This window comes from Curtobacterium sp. MCBD17_021 (genome assembly GCF_003234525.1).
Taxonomy (GTDB): Bacteria; Actinomycetota; Actinomycetes; order Actinomycetales; family Microbacteriaceae; genus Curtobacterium.
Genome location: NZ_QKTS01000007.1, coordinates 56208 through 72934, shown reverse-complemented (window position 1 = coordinate 72934; position 16727 = coordinate 56208). Strand labels below are relative to the sequence as shown.

Annotated in this window: 18 protein-coding genes; 11 read left to right on the top strand and 7 right to left on the bottom strand. The window is 72.7% G+C overall.

All coding sequences use genetic code 11. The annotated features are described in order from the left end of the window. Positions 1 to 21: 21 nt before the first annotated feature. Together DEI83_RS08340 and DEI83_RS08335 are read right to left on the bottom strand one after the other, a co-directional pair. Complete coding sequence (locus tag DEI83_RS08340) at positions 22 to 756, bottom strand: triacylglycerol lipase (protein WP_258371122.1); 735 nt, start codon at positions 754 to 756, stop codon at positions 22 to 24. Next, positions 753 to 1541, bottom strand: coding sequence for an alpha/beta fold hydrolase (locus DEI83_RS08335; RefSeq protein WP_111081470.1), 789 nt, complete (start codon positions 1539 to 1541; stop codon positions 753 to 755). The genes DEI83_RS08340 and DEI83_RS08335 overlap by 4 nt, the downstream gene beginning before the upstream one ends. 104 nt (positions 1542 to 1645) lie before the next feature. Between DEI83_RS08335 and DEI83_RS08330 the strand changes: the two genes are divergently transcribed. From DEI83_RS08330 to DEI83_RS08320, 3 genes are all read left to right on the top strand, one after another. After that, on the top strand, positions 1646 to 2125 hold the full coding sequence (locus DEI83_RS08330) for a hypothetical protein (RefSeq protein WP_111081468.1): 480 nt from the start codon (positions 1646 to 1648) through the stop codon (positions 2123 to 2125). A gap of 44 nt (positions 2126 to 2169) precedes the next feature. Beyond that, a complete protein-coding gene (locus DEI83_RS08325) occupies positions 2170 to 2718 on the top strand; it encodes a dihydrofolate reductase family protein (protein WP_111081466.1) in 549 nt (182 codons plus the stop codon). A 75-nt stretch (positions 2719 to 2793) separates the two neighbouring features. Further along, positions 2794 to 4125, top strand: a complete 1332-nt coding sequence (locus tag DEI83_RS08320; protein WP_258371121.1) for an NAD(P)/FAD-dependent oxidoreductase — start codon at positions 2794 to 2796, stop codon at positions 4123 to 4125. Positions 4126 to 4226: 101 nt separating this feature from the next. Here DEI83_RS08320 and DEI83_RS08315 read toward each other — a convergent pair whose 3' ends face one another. Beyond that, on the bottom strand, positions 4227 to 5165 hold the full coding sequence (locus tag DEI83_RS08315) for an SDR family oxidoreductase (RefSeq protein WP_258371120.1): 939 nt from the start codon (positions 5163 to 5165) through the stop codon (positions 4227 to 4229). A gap of 63 nt (positions 5166 to 5228) precedes the next feature. On the opposite strand from DEI83_RS08315, the gene DEI83_RS08310 reads away from it, so the two are divergent. Together DEI83_RS08310 and DEI83_RS08305 are read left to right on the top strand one after the other, a co-directional pair. Further along, positions 5229 to 5804 (top strand): TetR family transcriptional regulator, encoded by a 576-nt coding sequence (locus tag DEI83_RS08310; protein WP_111081464.1) that lies wholly within the window; start codon positions 5229 to 5231, stop codon positions 5802 to 5804. A 43-nt stretch (positions 5805 to 5847) separates the two neighbouring features. Then, positions 5848 to 7041 (top strand): acyltransferase, encoded by a 1194-nt coding sequence (locus DEI83_RS08305; protein ID WP_111081462.1) that lies wholly within the window; start codon positions 5848 to 5850, stop codon positions 7039 to 7041. A gap of 91 nt (positions 7042 to 7132) precedes the next feature. On the opposite strand, the gene DEI83_RS08300 is transcribed toward DEI83_RS08305, so the two are convergent. Both DEI83_RS08300 and DEI83_RS08295 read right to left on the bottom strand, forming a co-directional pair. Further along, entirely contained in the window at positions 7133 to 8083 is a 951-nt protein-coding gene (locus tag DEI83_RS08300) for a DUF2382 domain-containing protein (RefSeq protein ID WP_111081460.1), read from the bottom strand. Positions 8084 to 8168: 85 nt separating this feature from the next. Then, positions 8169 to 8903: a hypothetical protein gene (locus tag DEI83_RS08295; RefSeq protein ID WP_111081458.1), complete on the bottom strand. Its 735-nt coding sequence runs from the start codon at positions 8901 to 8903 to the stop codon at positions 8169 to 8171. Between the two features lie 138 nt (positions 8904 to 9041). Between DEI83_RS08295 and DEI83_RS08290 the strand changes: the two genes are divergently transcribed. Continuing rightward, the gene (locus DEI83_RS08290) at positions 9042 to 10241 is read left to right on the top strand and encodes an FAD-dependent monooxygenase (RefSeq protein WP_111081456.1); all 1200 of its coding nucleotides are present in this window, start codon (positions 9042 to 9044) and stop codon (positions 10239 to 10241) included. 31 nt (positions 10242 to 10272) lie between these two features. Here DEI83_RS08290 and DEI83_RS08285 read toward each other — a convergent pair whose 3' ends face one another. Further along, a complete protein-coding gene (locus tag DEI83_RS08285) occupies positions 10273 to 11142 on the bottom strand; it encodes a UbiA family prenyltransferase (RefSeq protein WP_111081454.1) in 870 nt (289 codons plus the stop codon). 91 nt (positions 11143 to 11233) lie between these two features. Here DEI83_RS08285 and DEI83_RS08280 point away from each other — a divergent pair, with 91 nt between their 5' ends. Continuing rightward, positions 11234 to 11761 (top strand): hypothetical protein, encoded by a 528-nt coding sequence (locus DEI83_RS08280; protein WP_111081452.1) that lies wholly within the window; start codon positions 11234 to 11236, stop codon positions 11759 to 11761. 12 nt (positions 11762 to 11773) lie between these two features. Here DEI83_RS08280 and DEI83_RS08275 read toward each other — a convergent pair whose 3' ends face one another. Further along, complete coding sequence (locus tag DEI83_RS08275) at positions 11774 to 12706, bottom strand: DMT family transporter (RefSeq protein ID WP_111081450.1); 933 nt, start codon at positions 12704 to 12706, stop codon at positions 11774 to 11776. A gap of 70 nt (positions 12707 to 12776) precedes the next feature. On the opposite strand from DEI83_RS08275, the gene DEI83_RS08270 reads away from it, so the two are divergent. From DEI83_RS08270 to DEI83_RS08255, 4 genes are all read left to right on the top strand, one after another. Next, complete coding sequence (locus tag DEI83_RS08270) at positions 12777 to 13625, top strand: LysR family transcriptional regulator (protein WP_111081448.1); 849 nt, start codon at positions 12777 to 12779, stop codon at positions 13623 to 13625. 34 nt (positions 13626 to 13659) lie between these two features. Continuing rightward, positions 13660 to 14472 (top strand): fructosamine kinase family protein, encoded by an 813-nt coding sequence (locus tag DEI83_RS08265; protein ID WP_111081446.1) that lies wholly within the window; start codon positions 13660 to 13662, stop codon positions 14470 to 14472. Positions 14473 to 14614: 142 nt separating this feature from the next. Beyond that, complete coding sequence (locus DEI83_RS08260) at positions 14615 to 15295, top strand: hypothetical protein (protein WP_111081444.1); 681 nt, start codon at positions 14615 to 14617, stop codon at positions 15293 to 15295. 106 nt (positions 15296 to 15401) lie between these two features. Continuing rightward, complete coding sequence (locus DEI83_RS08255) at positions 15402 to 16709, top strand: ABC transporter substrate-binding protein (RefSeq protein WP_258371119.1); 1308 nt, start codon at positions 15402 to 15404, stop codon at positions 16707 to 16709. The last annotated feature ends 18 nt before the right edge of the window (positions 16710 to 16727 follow it).

Below are 16727 nucleotides of genomic sequence, written 5' to 3'. Positions count from 1 at the left end.
CGCCCGGCCGCACCGGATCGCTCAGTCGCCGTCCGCCGCCTGCAGCACCGCGACGGCCGTCCGCCGGTCGGCGAGGATCCGGAAGTGCCCACCGACGTCGAGACGGACGTTCTTCGCCCCGGCGAGCTCGCACCCACCAGGGATGAGCGTGTCGTAGACGCCGTACACCGACGTGATGCGGGCATTCGCGTCGAGCTCCCGCGCCAGCCCCGCGAGCACCGGGTCCGCCGCCCGGAACACCCGCAGGTGGCGCACGGGCGCGAGCACCGCGTACTTCGACCCGGCGAACGGCGTCGACACCGAGACCATCCGGTCGATCCGGCCGTGTGGGTCGAGCCGCGTCATGGCGTACTTCCCGATGAGCCCGCCCTTGCTGTGCGCGAGGACCAGGACGTGCTGGAGGTCGTGCTCGTCGAGGTACGCCATCACCGATTCGGCCGACACCGGGACGGGCCTGACGTTGTGGCGCAGGTCGGTCAGCACGTGCACGGGGTGGCCCCGGTCGTGCAGGACGTCCATCAGGGGCCGCATGAAGTGCCAGGTCTCGTAGACGCCCGGGATGACGACGACGGCCTGGCGGTCGCCCGTCAGGTAGTCGTCGGCGGTGGTCGGGCCGAGACTGCGGACCTGCCACACCGCCGCGTAGAGCCAGTCCAGCAGCGTCCACCGTGCGCGGCGCACGAGGCCGACCCGGACGGGAGGCCCTGCCACCGTCCCGCCCGTCGGTCCACCCTGCTGTGGGGTCGGGTCCGTCACAGCGGGACTCCGTCACGCGCCGCCTCGAGCGTCTGTACCCGACGGAACTCGTCCACCAGGCGGGCGACGGCGACGGGCTGGCGTTCCTGCACGTGGTGCGGCCCGGGCAACTCGACGAGCGCACCGCGCACGGCGGAGTCGGCGAGCCGTACGGCCCAGTCGTGCTTCGCGACGGCGTCGTGCGCACCGCGGATGACGAGCACCGGGACGGTCAGGGCGCGCACGCCGTCGATCATCCGGAAGTCGCGCATCGGGCGCAGCTCGCGCAGGTACTGGGGCATGCTCCGCACGTAGTCGGAGAAGACGATCGCGTTCATCCGCACGCCTTCGAGCAGGACGTCCACGCCGAGCGCGGCGGCGAGCCGGACCAGGGACCGGCGTCTGTCGTCGACGACCGGACCGACGAGGACCACGGAGCTGACGACGTCGGGGTGACGGAGGGCAGCCTCGACGGCGATCTGGGTCCCCATCGACTGTCCCAGCAGGACGACATCGCGGGCACCACGGGCGGTGACTGCGCGGATGACGAGGTCCGCGTACTCGTGCTCCTCGAACCGCCGCCCGGCGTACGGCAGCCCCCCGAAACCGGGCAGGTCCACCGACACCGTCCGGTGCGTCCGGGACAGCGCTGCCTGTACCCGGTGGAACGACCGGTGCGACATGCCGATCCCGTGCACGAGCACGACCGTGGGAGCGAACGCGTCGCGGACCCGGCCCGCCGGCGCCGTCGTCCGCAGCCGGACGGGGTGACCGTCGACCCGGACGGTCTCCACCAGTGCGCGCATCCCCCGAGCCTATGCCGACCGGCCCGCTGCGCCTGTGAACGATCCGCAGCCGGAGGTCAGCGCCGTCTTCGACTCCTGCAAGGTCCGCACGGTGCACTGCTGCCATGAGCGACACCACCCCCACCGAACGCCGTCCCGACGCCCGCACCGACGACTGGGCGGCAGCCCCCGCGCCCACCCCGACGGCCACCGTGCCTCCGCCTCCACACGGCCACGGGTCCGGGCAGCAGGCGCCCGGCTCGGCGGCCCCGGCCGGCCCCACGGGCTGGTACGGCGCCCCCACGCCGACGCCGAGCGGGACGGGCGGCCCCCGCCCACCGTGGTCCTGGCCGATCGTGGCGGTGGCGGTCGGCCTCGCAGCGCTCCTCGTCGGCGGTGGCGTCGGCTTCGCGGTCGGGCACGCCGTCGCCCAGGTGCAGGCCACGTCCTCGTTCACCGGCCCGCGCCCCGGCGGACAGGACGGCCCCGGCAGCAGCAGCGGCAGCGGCAGCGGCAGCGGCAGCGACAGCGACAGCACAGACGGCAGCAGCAGCACGCAGGAGCTCCCCGGCGGTGCCACGGTCCTCCCCCAGCAGAGCAGCTAGACCGCCCCTGGTGTCAGCTGCCCGGCGGCACTAGTCTCCCGCTCATGCGGAAGGTCACGGCAGGACTGTTCACCTCGATCGACGGCGTCGTGCAGGACCCGTACGAGTTCCAGTACGACAGCTTCGACGACGAGCTCGGTGCCGCGATGACCGCGTGGATGGACGCCACCGACACCGTCCTGCTCGGGCGGAACAGCTACCTGGAGTGGTCCGAGTGGTGGCCCGCACACGCCGACGACCCCTTCGGCCAGTGGATCAACCCGATCGAGAAGCACGTCGCCTCCCCGACGCTCGGCGACGACCTGGCCTGGGAGAACAGCACCCGCATCACCGGCGACGTCCCGACGTCCGTGCGCGAACTGCAGTCTCGCGACGGGCGGGACATCGCGGTGTGCGGCAGCGTCACCCTCGTCCGGAGCCTGCTCTTCGCCGGGGTCCTCGACGAACTGCAGCTGATGGTGCACCCGGCCATCGCCGGTCGGGGCCGGAAGCTCTTCGAACCCACCGACCCGCCGACGCGTCTCCGGCTCGTCGCGAACACCGTGACGAGCAAGGGCAACGTGTTGAGCACCTACGGGCGGTACGACGCCTGACGGCTGGGAGCCGCGCCTCCCGGCTGACGTCCGGAGCGTGGACAGCTGGTCTGCGGGATCGGCGTACCCTTCTGGGTGGCCCAGACCGCACGACCCCCGGAGCTCACCATGCCGCAGGACACCCGCCCGCACGTCGTCATCGTCGGCGGTGGATTCGCCGGGATCGCCGCCATGCGCGAGCTCAAGGACGCACCCGTCCGGGTGACCCTGGTCGACCGCCACGTCTACAACATGTTCCAGCCCCTCATGTACCAGGTGGCGACCGGCGGCCTGAACGCCGGCGACGTGACGTACTTCCTCCGGAGCCTCCGCGCACGCCAGGCCAACGCCGACTTCCGGCACGGGCTGCTCACCGGCATCCGGCACGACGAACGCATCGCCGAGATGTCCGACGGCGAGCACCTGCACTACGACTACCTGATCCTCGCCAACGGCGTGAACACGAGCTACTTCGGCACGCCCGGCGCCTACGAGTACGCCTACTCGATGTACTCCCGGTCACAGGCCCTGCGCATCCGCGACGAGCTGTTCACCCGGCTCGAGCAGGCCGCGGCGAAGCAGGGCCCCGACGAGATCCGGGTGGTCATCGTCGGCGGCGGCGCGACCGGCGTGGAGATGGCCGGTGCGCTCGCCGAACTGCGCGACCAGGCGCTCGTCGGCGCCTACCCCGAGATCGAACGGGGCAACATCTCGATCACCCTCGTGCACCGGAGTGGTGAGCTCCTCAAGCCGTTCGCCCCGCGCCTGCGCCGGTACGCGGCGAAGGTCCTCCGCAAGCGCGGTGTCGTGCTGCGCCTGAACGCCGGTGTGGAAGAGGTGCTGCCCGACGGCGTCCGCCTGGCCGGCGGCGAGGTCATCCCCGCCTCGCAGGTGATCTGGGCCACCGGCGTCGCCGCCCACAAGGAGGTCGGCAACTGGGGCCTCCCGCAGACCCACGGCGGCCGCATCCAGGTGAACGACGACCTCAGCGTGAAGGGCGTCGACCGGGTCTTCTCGGCCGGAGACATCGCCGCCCAGGACGACGCGCTCGCGCAGCTCGCCCAGCCGGCGCTGCAGGGCGGCAAGCACGTCGCCGAGCAGATCGAGCGGCTCGTCGCCGGCAAGTCGACCGAGCGCTTCAAGTACTTCGACAAGGGCACGATGGCGACGATCGGCACGAACGCCGCCGTCGCCCAGCTGCGCGGCGGCATCACGATGGTCGGTCCGGTCGCGTGGGCCGCGTGGGTGTTCGTGCACATCACGAGCCTGCTCGGCAACGGCAACCGGATGTCGACGCTGACGCACTTCTTCGTCCGCTACGTCTGGTTCATGCGCAAGCGGTCGATCCCGATCGTCGGCGACGTCCGCCCGGTGCGCCCGAACGGCGACCGCGAGCCGGAGCCGTGGCAGCTGCAGAAGGCGGAGTAGCGCCCGGCGCGACCACGGACCGGACGGGAGGTCCGTCACCAGCGGGTGACGGGCCTCCCGTCCGCCGTCCGGCACGTCCGTGAGGTCAGGGAACCTCTCGCTCAGCCCCGTGCGGCCGTGTAAGCGCCGGCCGCGATGTCCTCGAGCAGGGTCGGACCGGTCGGCTCCCAACCGAGGAGCTCCCGAGTGGCCGTCGACGTCGCTGCCATCTCCATGGCGTAGAACCGTCCGACGAACCCGAAGTGGTCGACCGCGTCGGCCGGGTCGATCGTCGTCACCGGCACGCCCAGGGCCTCGCCGATCGCTCGCGCGATGTCCCGGGTCGGCACGGCGTCCTCTGCGGTGACGTGCATCCGCGTGCCCGCGGGCGCGCCCTCGAGCCCGAGTCGGACCAAGCGCGCGGCGTCCGTGCGGTGGACCGCAGCCCAACCGTTCGACCCCTCGCCGATGACCGCGGCGGCCCCGTGGCGGCGGGCGGCCTCGGTGATGAGCGAGACGAAGCCCGCGTCACCGGAGCCGTGCACGGTCGGGGCGAAGCGGGCGATCACGGTCCGGACGCCCTGGTCGACGAAGTCGAGCGCACGGTTCTCACCACCGCCGCGCATGGAGTGCGGACCGACGGCCGGGTTCGGATCCGCCTCGGTCGCGGCCCGGTCGCCCGCCAGCCGGGCCACGCCGGACGCGACCACGAAGGGTCGGTCGCTGCCCACGAGCGCTTCGCCGAGGGTCTCGACGGCAGCGCGCTCGGCAGCGTCGCTGACTTCGGGGCGCGCGAAGTCGTGCTTGTTGGCGAGGTGGACGACGCCGTCGGCGGCTTCGGCTCCGCGGCGGAGTGCGTCGAGGTCGTCGAGGTCGCCGCGGAGTACCTCGGCGCCCTTCGCCCGGACGGCCGCGGCGGAGGTGTCGGACCTGACGAGCCCGGTGACGCGGTGGCCGGCGGTGAGGAGCTCGTCGAGGGTGGCGGAGCCGATCCAGCCGGAGGCTCCGGTGACGAACACGTGCATGATGATGCCCTTCTCGATGATGTCAGTGGCTGACATCGAGAACGGTACACCCGATGTCAGACGCTGTCATCAATCCGGTCCAATCAGTACACTCGAGGGATGGCGAGATGGCAGCCGGGCACGCGGGAGCGTCTCCAGTCGACGGCACTGGAACTGTTCCTCGACCGGGGCTTCGAGGCCACGACGGTGGCTGACATCGCCCGTGCCGCCGACGTCACCGAGCGGACCTTCTTCCGGCACTTCGCCGACAAGCGTGAAGTCCTGTTCGCGAGCCAGGACGCCTTCCTCGGGCTGTTCATCGGACCCGTCCAGGACTCCCCGGCCGACACTCCGCCGATCGAGCTCATCGCACGGGCGCTCGACGGTGCCGGCTCGTTCTTCCCCGAGGACCGCCGCGAGTGGTCCCGCCGCCGACAGACCGTGATCGACGCCGAACCCGCTCTCGGTGAGCGCGAACTCGCGAAGCTCTCCGGTCTCGGACTCAGGCTCGCCGAGGTCCTCCGCGGGCGGGGCGTCCCCGAGCCGGCCGCGACCCTGCTGGCGCAGTCCGGCGTGACGGTGTTCCACCTGGCCTTCGCGCAGTGGATCACCCCGGGCGAGACCCGCGCCCTGCCGGAACTCGCGACCGAGCGGCTCGACGCGCTGGCCGCGTCGATGGTCCGCCAGCACGCCTGACAGGCCGGAGCCGGTTCATGGACGTCGGGAGCACACTGGGACGATGAGTCGGATCGCACCCCCGACGGACACCGTGCCCGTCGCCGAGCCGTCCGTGCCCGCCACAGCCGCGCCCGCGGAGGCCCCGCCGCCGGGTCGCGCCCTCGCGCTGGACGGCCTCCGCACCGTCGCGATCGTCATGGTGGTGCTGTACCACCTGCACGTCCCGCAGTTCGAGGGCGGGTGGATCGGCGTCACGGTCTTCTTCGTGCTCTCCGGGTACCTCATCAGCACCCTGCTGCTCCGCGAACACCGGCGGACCGGCACGATCCGGCTCGGGTCGTTCTGGTGGAAGCGCCTGCTCCGGCTCTACCCGGCACTCGTCGCCCTCGTCGTCGCCGGACTGCTGCTCTGGAACTGGGTCGGCGACTACAAGGGCGCGTCGCTCTCGTCAGGCTCGGCGGCCTTCATCGCCCTGACCTACACCGGGAACCTGTTCCGCTCCTTCTGGGACACCACGCAGGGGGTCTTCGCGCACACGTGGAGCCTGTCGATGGAGGAGCAGTTCTACCTGCTCTGGCCACCGGTGCTGCTGCTCCTGCTGTCGCTCGGCCGTCGCCGGCGGACGCTCCTCCTCGGCCTGTCCGCCGTCGTCGTGGCGGCGTCGGCAGCGTCGTGGCTCAGCTACCGGAGTCCCTCGGGCGGCTCGACCCCCGACGTGTACTTCTCCCCCGTGCTCGGCGTCGTGCCGCTCGCCACCGGCTGTGTGCTCGCGCTGCTCCTCGACGACGAGCGGTGCCGTTCGTTCGCCGCCGGCCTCGCCGGACACGTGGGGACCTGGGCGGGTGCCGCGGCGGTGGTCGGCGTGCAGTTCTGGATCGGTGACGACTGGACCGGCCACGCGTGGACGTTCGGTCTGCTCATGCCGGCCACCGGACTCGCAGCGGCGGTCCTCATCGGCGGGCTGGTCTCCGTGCGGACGCCGGTGTCCGTGGCCCTGTCCTGGTCTCCGGTCGCCTGGTTCGGGCGTCGGGTCTCGTACTCCGCGTACCTCTGGCACCCGCTCGTGATCGCGCTGCTCGGCACGTTCGCGATCGGTTGGGTCGGCGACGTCTGGCTGTTCGCGGCGGCCGTGCTGGTGTCGGTCGGCGCGGCCTACGCGGTCGAGGTGCCGGTCGAGAAGCTCCGGGCGCGTGCCCGAGAGGCCCGTCGCCTCGTCACCGCGGACCGCGCTGCGCGCAGCGCGACCACGAGGTAGCTTCCTCGTCGGTCCTGGACTGACGTCCCCCGGACGGACGGGAGGCCCGGTGCCAGCTGGCACCGGGCCTCCCGGTCGTGCGGAGTGCGACTCAGCGGCGGGTGGTGCCGTCCTCGTCGAGCTCGATCTCCTCGTGCGCGACGTCCTCGGACACCTGCTGCTGCTCGGTGACGGTCTCGGTACCGAGGCGCACGCGCTCGACCGGGACGGTCTCCTTGTCGACCACGACGCGCTCCTCGTTGAGGGTCACCTCGTGCTCTTCGTCGGACAGTGCCGGACCGTCGGTCGCGGCGCCGACGTTGCCGTCCGTGATCGGCTCGGTCTCGAGGCGGACCTCCTCGTGCTGCACCGGCACGGTGACGGTCTGCTGCTCGGTGACGACGTGCTTGCGGAGGCGGGCACGACCGGTCTGGACGTTCTGGGTGCCGACGTTCAGGCGCTCCTCCGACCGCGTCATCGCGTCGTCGGTGTTCGCACCCGAGGTGTCGTGGCCGGCGCTGCGGTCCACGTCGGTGACGCCGGCCGTGGTGTCGCGCCCGGTGACGGTGTCGCTGTCGGCGACGCCGGCCGCGTCCGCGGTCGTGTCGTAGCCCGCGGCGCCGGCCGTGCGGTCGTCCGTCGCGGTCGTCGTGCCGCCGGCCGATGCGGGGTCGCTCGGGGTCAGGTCCGGGTCGGTGCCGACGATGCCGTCGTTCGTGTCGGTGCCGGTGGTCGTGCCCGTGGAGCTGCCGCTGCCGAGGCCGTAGTGGTCGAAGATGCGGTCCTGCTCGTCGTCGCTGAGGTCGCCGTCGGCGTCGATCCGCGGCGCGTCCTTGATGCGGTCCTTGTCGTAGGCGACGCGGAGCTCGTCACCGGTGAGGTCGGCGCCCTCGAGGGGGACGAACGACTCGGACGTGCCGAACAGGCCCGTCGAGACGCTGGCGAACAGGGGGTGCCCGTCGGTGTTGTCGACGTACACCTGCTTGACGGTGCCGACCTTCTGGCCGTCCGGGTCGATGACCTTCGCGTCGAAGACGCTGTTGATGTTGTTCGTGTCGATCATGGTCGTTCCCTTCATCGTGCAGTTGTTCTTCGGGTCGGTGGTGGAGGAGTACGCGGGGCGCCCCGCCCGGTCCGGTCGGAGCGGGTCAGCGCCCGAGGCCGACGCGGTCGACCTTGCGGTGGTACCGCATGCCGGCCAGGCCGCCGAGGACGGCTCCGACGAGGCTGATGACGGCGACGAGGACGACCGTGATGATGCCGGTGACGGTCAACGCCCCCTCGTCGACGGGGATGCGCGGGAAGCTGTTGAGGTTGCCGAGCACGTTGAACTGGCTGCCGGCGATCGCGGTGACGATCGCCACCACGATCGCGATGACGACGGCCCAGATCCAGACGGCGATGCCCTGCTTCGCGCCGGAGAAACGCGCCATGCGGCCGGCGACGTACCCACCGGCGTAGTAGGCGACGAACAGGATCACGGCGAGGGCGATCGCGCCGACGATGCCGACGACGTCACCGTTCCTGGTGGCGTCCTGCGCAGCCTCGTCGACGTCGCCGCCGTTCTGTCCGAGGCCGACGCCCGCGCCGACGGCGGTGAGGATCGCCGTGAGGATGACCGCGGTGCCGGTCGCGGTGAGCCACCCGAAGAACGCCGAACCCCACTTGAAGCCGGCGAACTCCTCCTTCTCGCGCTGGAGGACGCTCTCGCGCTGGGTGGCACCGCGTTCGGCGCGGGCAGCGCCAGCGGCGGTGCCGCCGACCGCGGTGCTGCCGGTCGCGCTGTCGTCGTGCGTTCCGTCACGCCCGTCCCGGTCGTGGTGTCGGTCGTGATCGGCCGCCTGGTCCCGCAGCGGCCGGGTCTCGTCGTCGGGTGTGCTCATGGCTGCCTCCTGGCGGTGGTGCTCGTGCTGGTGGTCGGTCCGACGGAGACGGAACTCGGGTGCCGGTGGGAGCGCGGGCAGGTGCGGGCGCGTCGTGCGGTTCGCGGACAGTGGCCGGCCGCGCCGTAGGCTCGGCGCGTGACCACGGACACCACGGACGTCCTCGTCGTCGGCGGCGGACCGGTCGGCCTGTTCCTCGGCGTGCTCCTGGCGGCCAGGGGTACCGACGTGCAGGTGTGGGAGCGCCGGACCACCGACCCGGTCGGTTCCCGCGCGATCGGCATCCACCCGCCCTCACTCGACGCGTTCGCCGAGGTCGGCCTGGCCGAGGCGGTGCTCGCCGAGGCGGTGCTCGTGCACACCGGGGTCGCCCGGAGCCGCGGACGGGTCCTCGGCACCCTGTCGTTCGACCGCGCCTCCGACTCGCACCCGTACGTGGCGACGCTCGACCAGCACCGGACGGAGACCCTGCTCCGCGAGCGCCTCGGAGCCGGGGCCCCGAGCGCGCTCCGGACCGGCACGGCGCTCGTCGGGCTCACCCGGCACCGCGACCACGTCGACGCGTCCGGCATCGACCGCGACGGCCGCCCGATCACGCTCCGTGCGTCCTTCGTCGTCGGCGCGGACGGCGCCCGGAGCGTCGTCCGCGACCTGCTCGGCATCGGGACGACCGGCCGTGACCACCAGGACCGGTACGTCATGGGTGACTTCGCCGACCCGGAGGACCCGGGCGCGCGCTCGGCCGCACTCGTCGACGTCGGACCCGACGGCGTCGTCGAGTCGTTCCCCCTGCCCGGCGGCCGTCGCCGCTACGTCGCGCTCCTGTCCGGTGACGACGCGCTCATGGACCCCGCCGCCTCTGCGACCGCGGTGGACGCACCGGAGACGGAACGGGCCTCCCGGCTGGCCGAGATCGTCCGTGCGCGGACCGGGGTCGCTCCGGACGCGACGACCTGCTCGATGCTCAGCGCCTTCGGAGTCCGTCGCCGCATCGCGGACCGCGTCGGCGTCGGTCGGGTGGTCCTGGTCGGGGACGCGGCCCACGAGATCAGCCCGATCGGCGGGCAGGGCATGAACCTCGGGTGGCTCGACGCGGCTGAGCTGGCGCCGCTCCTGGCGGACGCGGTCCGGATCGGTGCGGCAGGGCCGTGGCCCGCGTACGCCCGACGGCGGCAGGCCGCCGCACGGCGCGCTGGACGGCAGGCGGAGGCGAACATGGCGCTCGGCCGTGCGGTCCCAGACGTGGTCGGCATCGGCCGGGAGGCGCTGCTCCGGTCCGTCCTGGCGCTCCCGACCGCGCGCGCCCTGGCCCGGCTCTACGCGATGGCCTGGGCGTAGCGCCGGTCCGCCCGTGCGGTCGGACCGGGGCTCAGGCCACCAGGGCCGCGCCCGCAAAGCCGAGCTCCACGACGAGCACGAGCGACGACGCGATCACCAGGCGGAACAGCGTGCGGGTCGGCGGTCCGGTGAGCACGAGCCGCACGCCGACCGCTGCCAGGACGACCACGACGACCGCCCCGAGCACCGCGAGCACCGCGCCGACCCCGCGGACCGGGTCGTCACCACCGAGCTGACCGACGAGCACCAGGACGGCCGCGACGACGAGCGAGCCGAACGCGACGACCCCGGACGCGTGCAGGCCGAGCCGGTGCGGGAAGCCGCGCACCCCGGTCGCCTCGTCGTCGACGAGGTCGGGCAGGACGTTCGTGCAGTGGATCGCGACGCCGAAGACCGCACCGGTCGCGATCGCCCACGCGGCGGGCCACCTCCCGTCCGGCCCCGCCGCGATCGCGACGACGGGCAGCAGCCCGAAGGCGACGACGAACGGCGCGACCGACCACATCGTGCGCTTCAGGCCGGCGTCGTACGCCCACCCTGCGGCGACGAGGACCACGTGCGCGACCGCGGCGACGGGTCCGAGGAACAGCGACAGCACGACGGCGACGCCCGCGGTGACGACGGCGGCGGTGCGGACCGTCCCGACGGCGATGAGCCCCCGGGCCACCGGCTTGTCACTCCGCCCGACGGCTCGGTCACGATCGGCGTCGATCCAGTCGTTCGCGAGCCCGATCGAGAGCTGCCCGGCAACCACGGCGAGCGCCACGAGCACGACGGTCCCCACCGGGTGCCCGACCGCGGAAGCGAGGACGGTGGCGAGGACCGTCACCGTCACGGTCGGGCCGGGGTGCGAGGACGCGAACAGCAGGCGGACGGTCGAGGGCCTGCGCGGAGGGGTCACCGTGCCAGCGTACGGAGCGGGCCTCCGCACCGCCGGCCGGCTCCACCACGTTCAGCGGTCGGACCGACGACGGCACGGGCAGGATGGACCGGTGCAGAAGATCGTCCGGTTGCCGTTGCCCGCGCTGATGCTGGTGTTGGCCGTGTTCTACGCCGTGCTCGTGTTCCTCGTCTCCTTCCTCACGACGCCTGCCGCTCCGCTCGCAGTACGGGCGATCAGCACGATGGCGGGGGCCCTCGTGTTCGGTGTGCTCTTCGGGCTCGTGATCGGCCGGATGCGGAAGCGCGCAGGGCCAGCGGTCGAGGACGGGACGTTCGGACGTGCTCGTCGGTCGGGAGTGGTCCCGGCCGACGCCGACCCCGTCGCCTGGAGGCAGGCGCTCGACCATCAGCTGGAGGTGTACCGCCGCCAGCGGTGGTACGGCCCGGTCGTCTTCGGGCTCGCCCTCGTGTTGAACGTGTGGCTCGCCCTGACGGATGCGCCGTACTGGTGGGCCGGCGTCGCACTGTTCGCCGGGATCCTGCTCGCATCGGTCGTCACCACGCCGCGGATGCTGCGGCGGACGTCGGACATGCTCGCCGAACTCGACCGGCGGGAGGCCCAGCCGGTCGATCGCTGAACCACGAGTTCGTCAGCGGCCGGCGACCGCCCGCGGCTCGCCGGCCGGTGCCGGAGCAGACCGGCGCCGCGCGCCGAGCGGGCCCGACGCCAGCGCGATGCCCGCGAGCACGACGAGCCCACCCACCGGCTCGTTCCACCGCAGCGGCTCCCCGAGCACGAGGACGCCGAGCGCGACTCCGACGACGGGTGTCAGGTAGGTCACGGTGGAGGCTCGTCCCGCACCCCACGCACCGACCAGGCGGGTGTTCCACGCGTAGGCCAGCCCCGTACCCACCGCGCCGAGCGCGACCATCGCGGCCACGATCCTCCAGTCCAGCTGCACCGGCCCGGCCGCGATGACGGGCGCGACCAGGAGCATGAGCACGGCCGCGAGCGTGAGCTGCACGGTCGCGACCGTGGTCGGGTCGTAGCCACCGCCGACGCCGAAGCGGCGGAGCCAGGCGAGGCCGATGCCGTAGGACGCGGTCATGCCGAGCAGCGCGACCTGGCCGGGCACGCTCGCCAGGACCTCCGGGTCACCGAGCACGTCCCACGGGCCGACGAGGACGAGGACCCCGACGATGCCGAGGACGATCCCGCCGACCTGCCGCCGGTTCAACCGCTCGGTCGGCACGAGGACGGCCAACGCGAGCAGGGTCATGATCGGTGTCGTCGCGTTGTAGATGCTCGCCAGGCCCGACGGCACGGTCTGCTCGGCCCATGCCATGAGCGACGACGGAACCGCGTTGAGGAACACCGCCACGACCAGCAGGTGCCCCCACATCCGCCGCTCGCGCGGCCAGCGACGGCGCGTGACGAGCAGCACGACGACGAGCGTCAGCGCGCCGAGCACCGTGCGGACCGTGGCGACCTGCTGGGGCGCCAGGCCCTCGAGCCCGATCTTCGCGAAGAAGAAGCTCGAGCCCCAGGTGAGGGCGACGAGGACGTAGAGGACCGCGTTCATGTGGCCTAGTCTCGGGACACCGCCGTCATGCGGCAAACGCATGTCGTTCATGCCCACATGAAGGAAGCGCATGTCGGTCTCGCTCCCCCAGCTCCGCGCCTTCGTCGCCACCGTCGACGCCGGGTCCTTCACCGCGGCCGCACTCGCGCTCGGTGTCGGGCAGTCGGCCGTCTCGCACGCGGTCGCCGGCCTCGAGCGCGAGGTGGGCGGACCGGTCGTGCTCCGCGGTTCCGCCGCCGCGACGACGCCGCTCGGCGACCGCCTGCTCGCTCACGCCCGGAGCGTGCTCGCCTCGGTCGACGCCCTGGAGGCCGTGGTGCGGCCCGCCCCGGCCCGCGGCACCGTGCGCCTCGCGGCCGTGCCGACGGTGTGCCAGGGGCTGCTCCCCCGGCTCCGCGAGGTGTGGGCGGTGACGCTGCCGGACGTCGACGTCCAGGTGTACGAGGGTGACGACGACGAGATGCCGGAGTGGCTCGAAGCGGGCACGGTCGACGCCGCCGTGCTCGTCGACCCGACCGTGGTGCCGGACGGCGGGGTCGTCGTCGCCCAGGACGAGATGGCGGCCGTGGTCCGCCGGGACCACCCGCTGGCCGAGCTCCCGGCGCTGACCCTCGACGACCTGCACGAGGACGGCCTGGTCGCGGGCGGCGGCGGGTGCAAGCACCAGATCCAGCTCATGCACGAGCGGGCCGGGCAGCCCTTCCGCTACGCCCACCGGGTGCGGGAGATGAGCACGATGTTCGGGATGATCCAGCGCGGTGAGGGCGTCTCGATCGTGCCGACACTCGGCCGGGTGATGCTGCCGCCGGACCTCGTCATGCTGCCGATGTCGCCCGGCCACCAGCGGACCCTGGTGCTGAGCGGGCCGTCCTCGCGGGCGTGGCACCCCCTCGCCCGGGCGCTGGTCGACGCCGTCTGAACCCTGAGCCGTCCCCGGTCGGCAGGATGGGGTGATGGCCTCGACGCACACGAAGACCTTCACCGACCCGGACGAGGCAGCCGCCGAGGCAGCCGGGCTCGAGTGGCTCGCCGAGGCCGAGGCGTCCGGCGGTACCCGGACCGCGCGTGTCCTGGGACGCCCGCACCCGACGCTGCTCGAACTGGAGCTCATCGCGGACGGGTCCCCGACCCGGGCGCAGGCGGCGCGCTTCGGTCGTTCGCTCGCGCACACGCACGCTGCCGGCGCATCGCACTGGGGCGCACCGTCGCCCGGGTTCCCGGCGAACGGTCCGCTGCGGATGGGCCGCTCGCGCACGCCGTTCGTCCCTGCGGCCGAAGCGCCGTCGTCGTGGGGCGCGTTCTTCGCGGAGTACCGGATCCGCGACTTCGTCGAGCGGATCGTCGACGCCGGTGGGTACGACGGTGCCGAGGCCGCCGTGTTCGAACGCGTCTGTGACCGCCTCGAGGACGGCACGCTCGGCTCCGCACAACCGGCACTTGTCGGGGACGGACCGGCCCGGCTGCACGGCGACCTCTGGGCCGGGAACGTGCTCTGGCCCAGGGAGGCGGACGCGCCGACCGGTGCCGTGCTCATCGACGCGACCCCGCACGGCGGCCATGCGGAGACGGACCTGGCGCTGCTGGCGCTGTTCGGCCTCCCGGAGCTCGGTACTGTGCTCGCCGCGTACGACGACGAGTCGCCGCTCGCGCCCGGGTGGCAGGACCGGGTGGCGCTGCACCAGCTCGCCCCGCTCCTGCTGCACGTGTTCCTGTTCGGCGGCTCGTACACCGAGGCAGCACTGCGCGCCGCCCGTCGCTACGCCTGACGGCCCGCGGAACGCGGACGCCGGCAGCACGACGCGGTGCGATCGCGTCCCGCCCTGTCAGGGGCGTTGCGTGAGGCGGGGCCGGGAGGCCCGGATCCCGTCCGCCCCGGACACGCCGCCGTCCCCCTGCCAGGCTGAGCAGATGACCTCCGTCCCCGAACCCTGGATGCAGCGCCTCCGCGAGGGTGCGTTCCCCCCGGTCGGGAAGACCGTCGTCGCCGTCGCGGTCCTCGGCGTGCTCGGGCTCGCCGGCGTCGCGCTCGAGCTCTCCCACGGCGGCGTGGGCGGGTTCGGCGACGGCCGCAGCACGCGCTCGTTCCTCCTGCCCTGGGTCCTCCTCGTCGCAGCGGTCGCGCTCGCGATCGGCACCGCGCGGTACCGCCGCCGCGATCGTGCCGCAGTGGAGCGCGCTCGGGCGTGGCAGGTGCGACCGCGCCTGTTCCTGCCGGCCCATGTGAACCTCCGAGGCGACCTCGCCGCGTTCGGCATCCCTTCCCGGCGTCGCGACCGACCGACGCTCTGGACCGTCGACGAGGTCGGGCTGCACGCGTGGACACCCGCCCGGGCCGAACCCGTCGCCGAGGTCCGGTGGGCGGACCTCCACGACGTCGAGCCAGACGAGCGCAGGACCATCACCGGGCAGAGCGCCTGGTCACTCGCCGTCGTCGCGGGGGCGGGTCGACTCGGCATGATCGCGCGCCCCGCCCTGGGATCACCGCTCGGCGCGAGCGCCCGGAAGCAGGACGACCTCTTGCGGGCGGTCCGCTCCCTGCGGCACGAGCTCCAGCACGCACCCCAGGCCCGCGGTTCGTCCCTCGCCTGACCCTTCTCCGGGGAACGCCGCCGAGGTCGCGCGCTGAGGTCGTTGACTTTGCTTTTACAGCGCTGTAAAACTGGGCTGGCGCGATGGAGCGCGAAAGGGAGTGACCATGGTCATGGGCAGCACAACGGCACGGACGGCACTCAGTCGGCGTGGGTTCCTCGCCGGCGCGGTCGGCGGGCTCGGTCTCGGCACACTGGCACTCGCCGGGTGCTCCGCCCCCTCGGCGAGCAGCGCCGCAGGTGGCACCACTCTGCGCTTCTACGAGCAGAAGCAGGAGGTCATCGCCTACTTCGACGACCTGCTCCGCCGCTTCGAGCGCGAGAACCGCGGCATGCGCGTCGTGCACGACAGCACCGTCGCCATCGCCCCGCAGTTCGTCCGCGGCGAACCGGCGGACGTCGGTTGCTTCAACGACAACCTCGAACTCGCGCGCTACATCGAGCGCGGCGTGCTCCGGGACCTGAGCGACCTGCCGTCCGCCGGCCGGGTCCGGAAGAGCATCGACGGCCTGACGAACCAGTACGCGAAGTTCGAGGACCGGACGAGCGTGCTGCCGTTCTCGCTCGCGGCCGCCGGCGTCATCTACAACAAGCGGATCTTCGCCGACCAGGGCCTGCCGGTCCCGACCACGTGGGACGAGTTCGTCGACGTGTGCACCGCACTGCAGAAGGCCGACATCACCCCGGTGTACGCGACCGACCGTGACACCTGGACGCTGTGGCAGGGCCTGTTCGACTACTCCGTCGGCAGCCTCGTCGACACCGGGTCGTTCTTCCGGAGGATGAAGGAGCTCGGCACGGACGTCGGGCCGGACTCCGACGTCTCGTTCGAGAAGGACTTCGCCCTGCCGATGGAGCGCGCGAAGACCATCTCGTCGTTCTTCAACCCCGACCACGCCACCCGCTCCTACGCCGACGGCAACCTGGCGTTCGGCAAGGGCGAGGTCGCGATGTACCTGCAGGGCCCGTGGGCGCTCAGCCAGATCGCCCTGGTGGACGACGAGCTGCCGGTCGGGACGTTCGCCCTCCCGGTCTCGAACGACCCGGGCGACCGGAAGGCCCGCGTCAACATCGACCTGGGTCTCTGGATCCCCACCACGACACCGCACCTCGACGAGGCGCAGGATCTCGTCGAGTTCCTCATGCAGCCGGACGTCATCAACGCCTACAACCTCGACAACCTGGCGTTCTCGACCACCGAGGACGCCACGCCGCAGACCGACGAGCGCATCGCCGGCCTGCAGCAGTACGTCGACGACGGCGCGTTCTACCAGGGCGCCGGCACCTTCATCCCCACCTCGATCCCGCTCGGCAACTACCTGCAGACGGCGATCCGCAGCGGCGACTTCGAGTCGATGCTGCGGCGGCTCGACACCGACTGGCGACGCCTCGCCGGCCGCTCGGCGACGGTCTGACCGGCGCGACCAGGACAC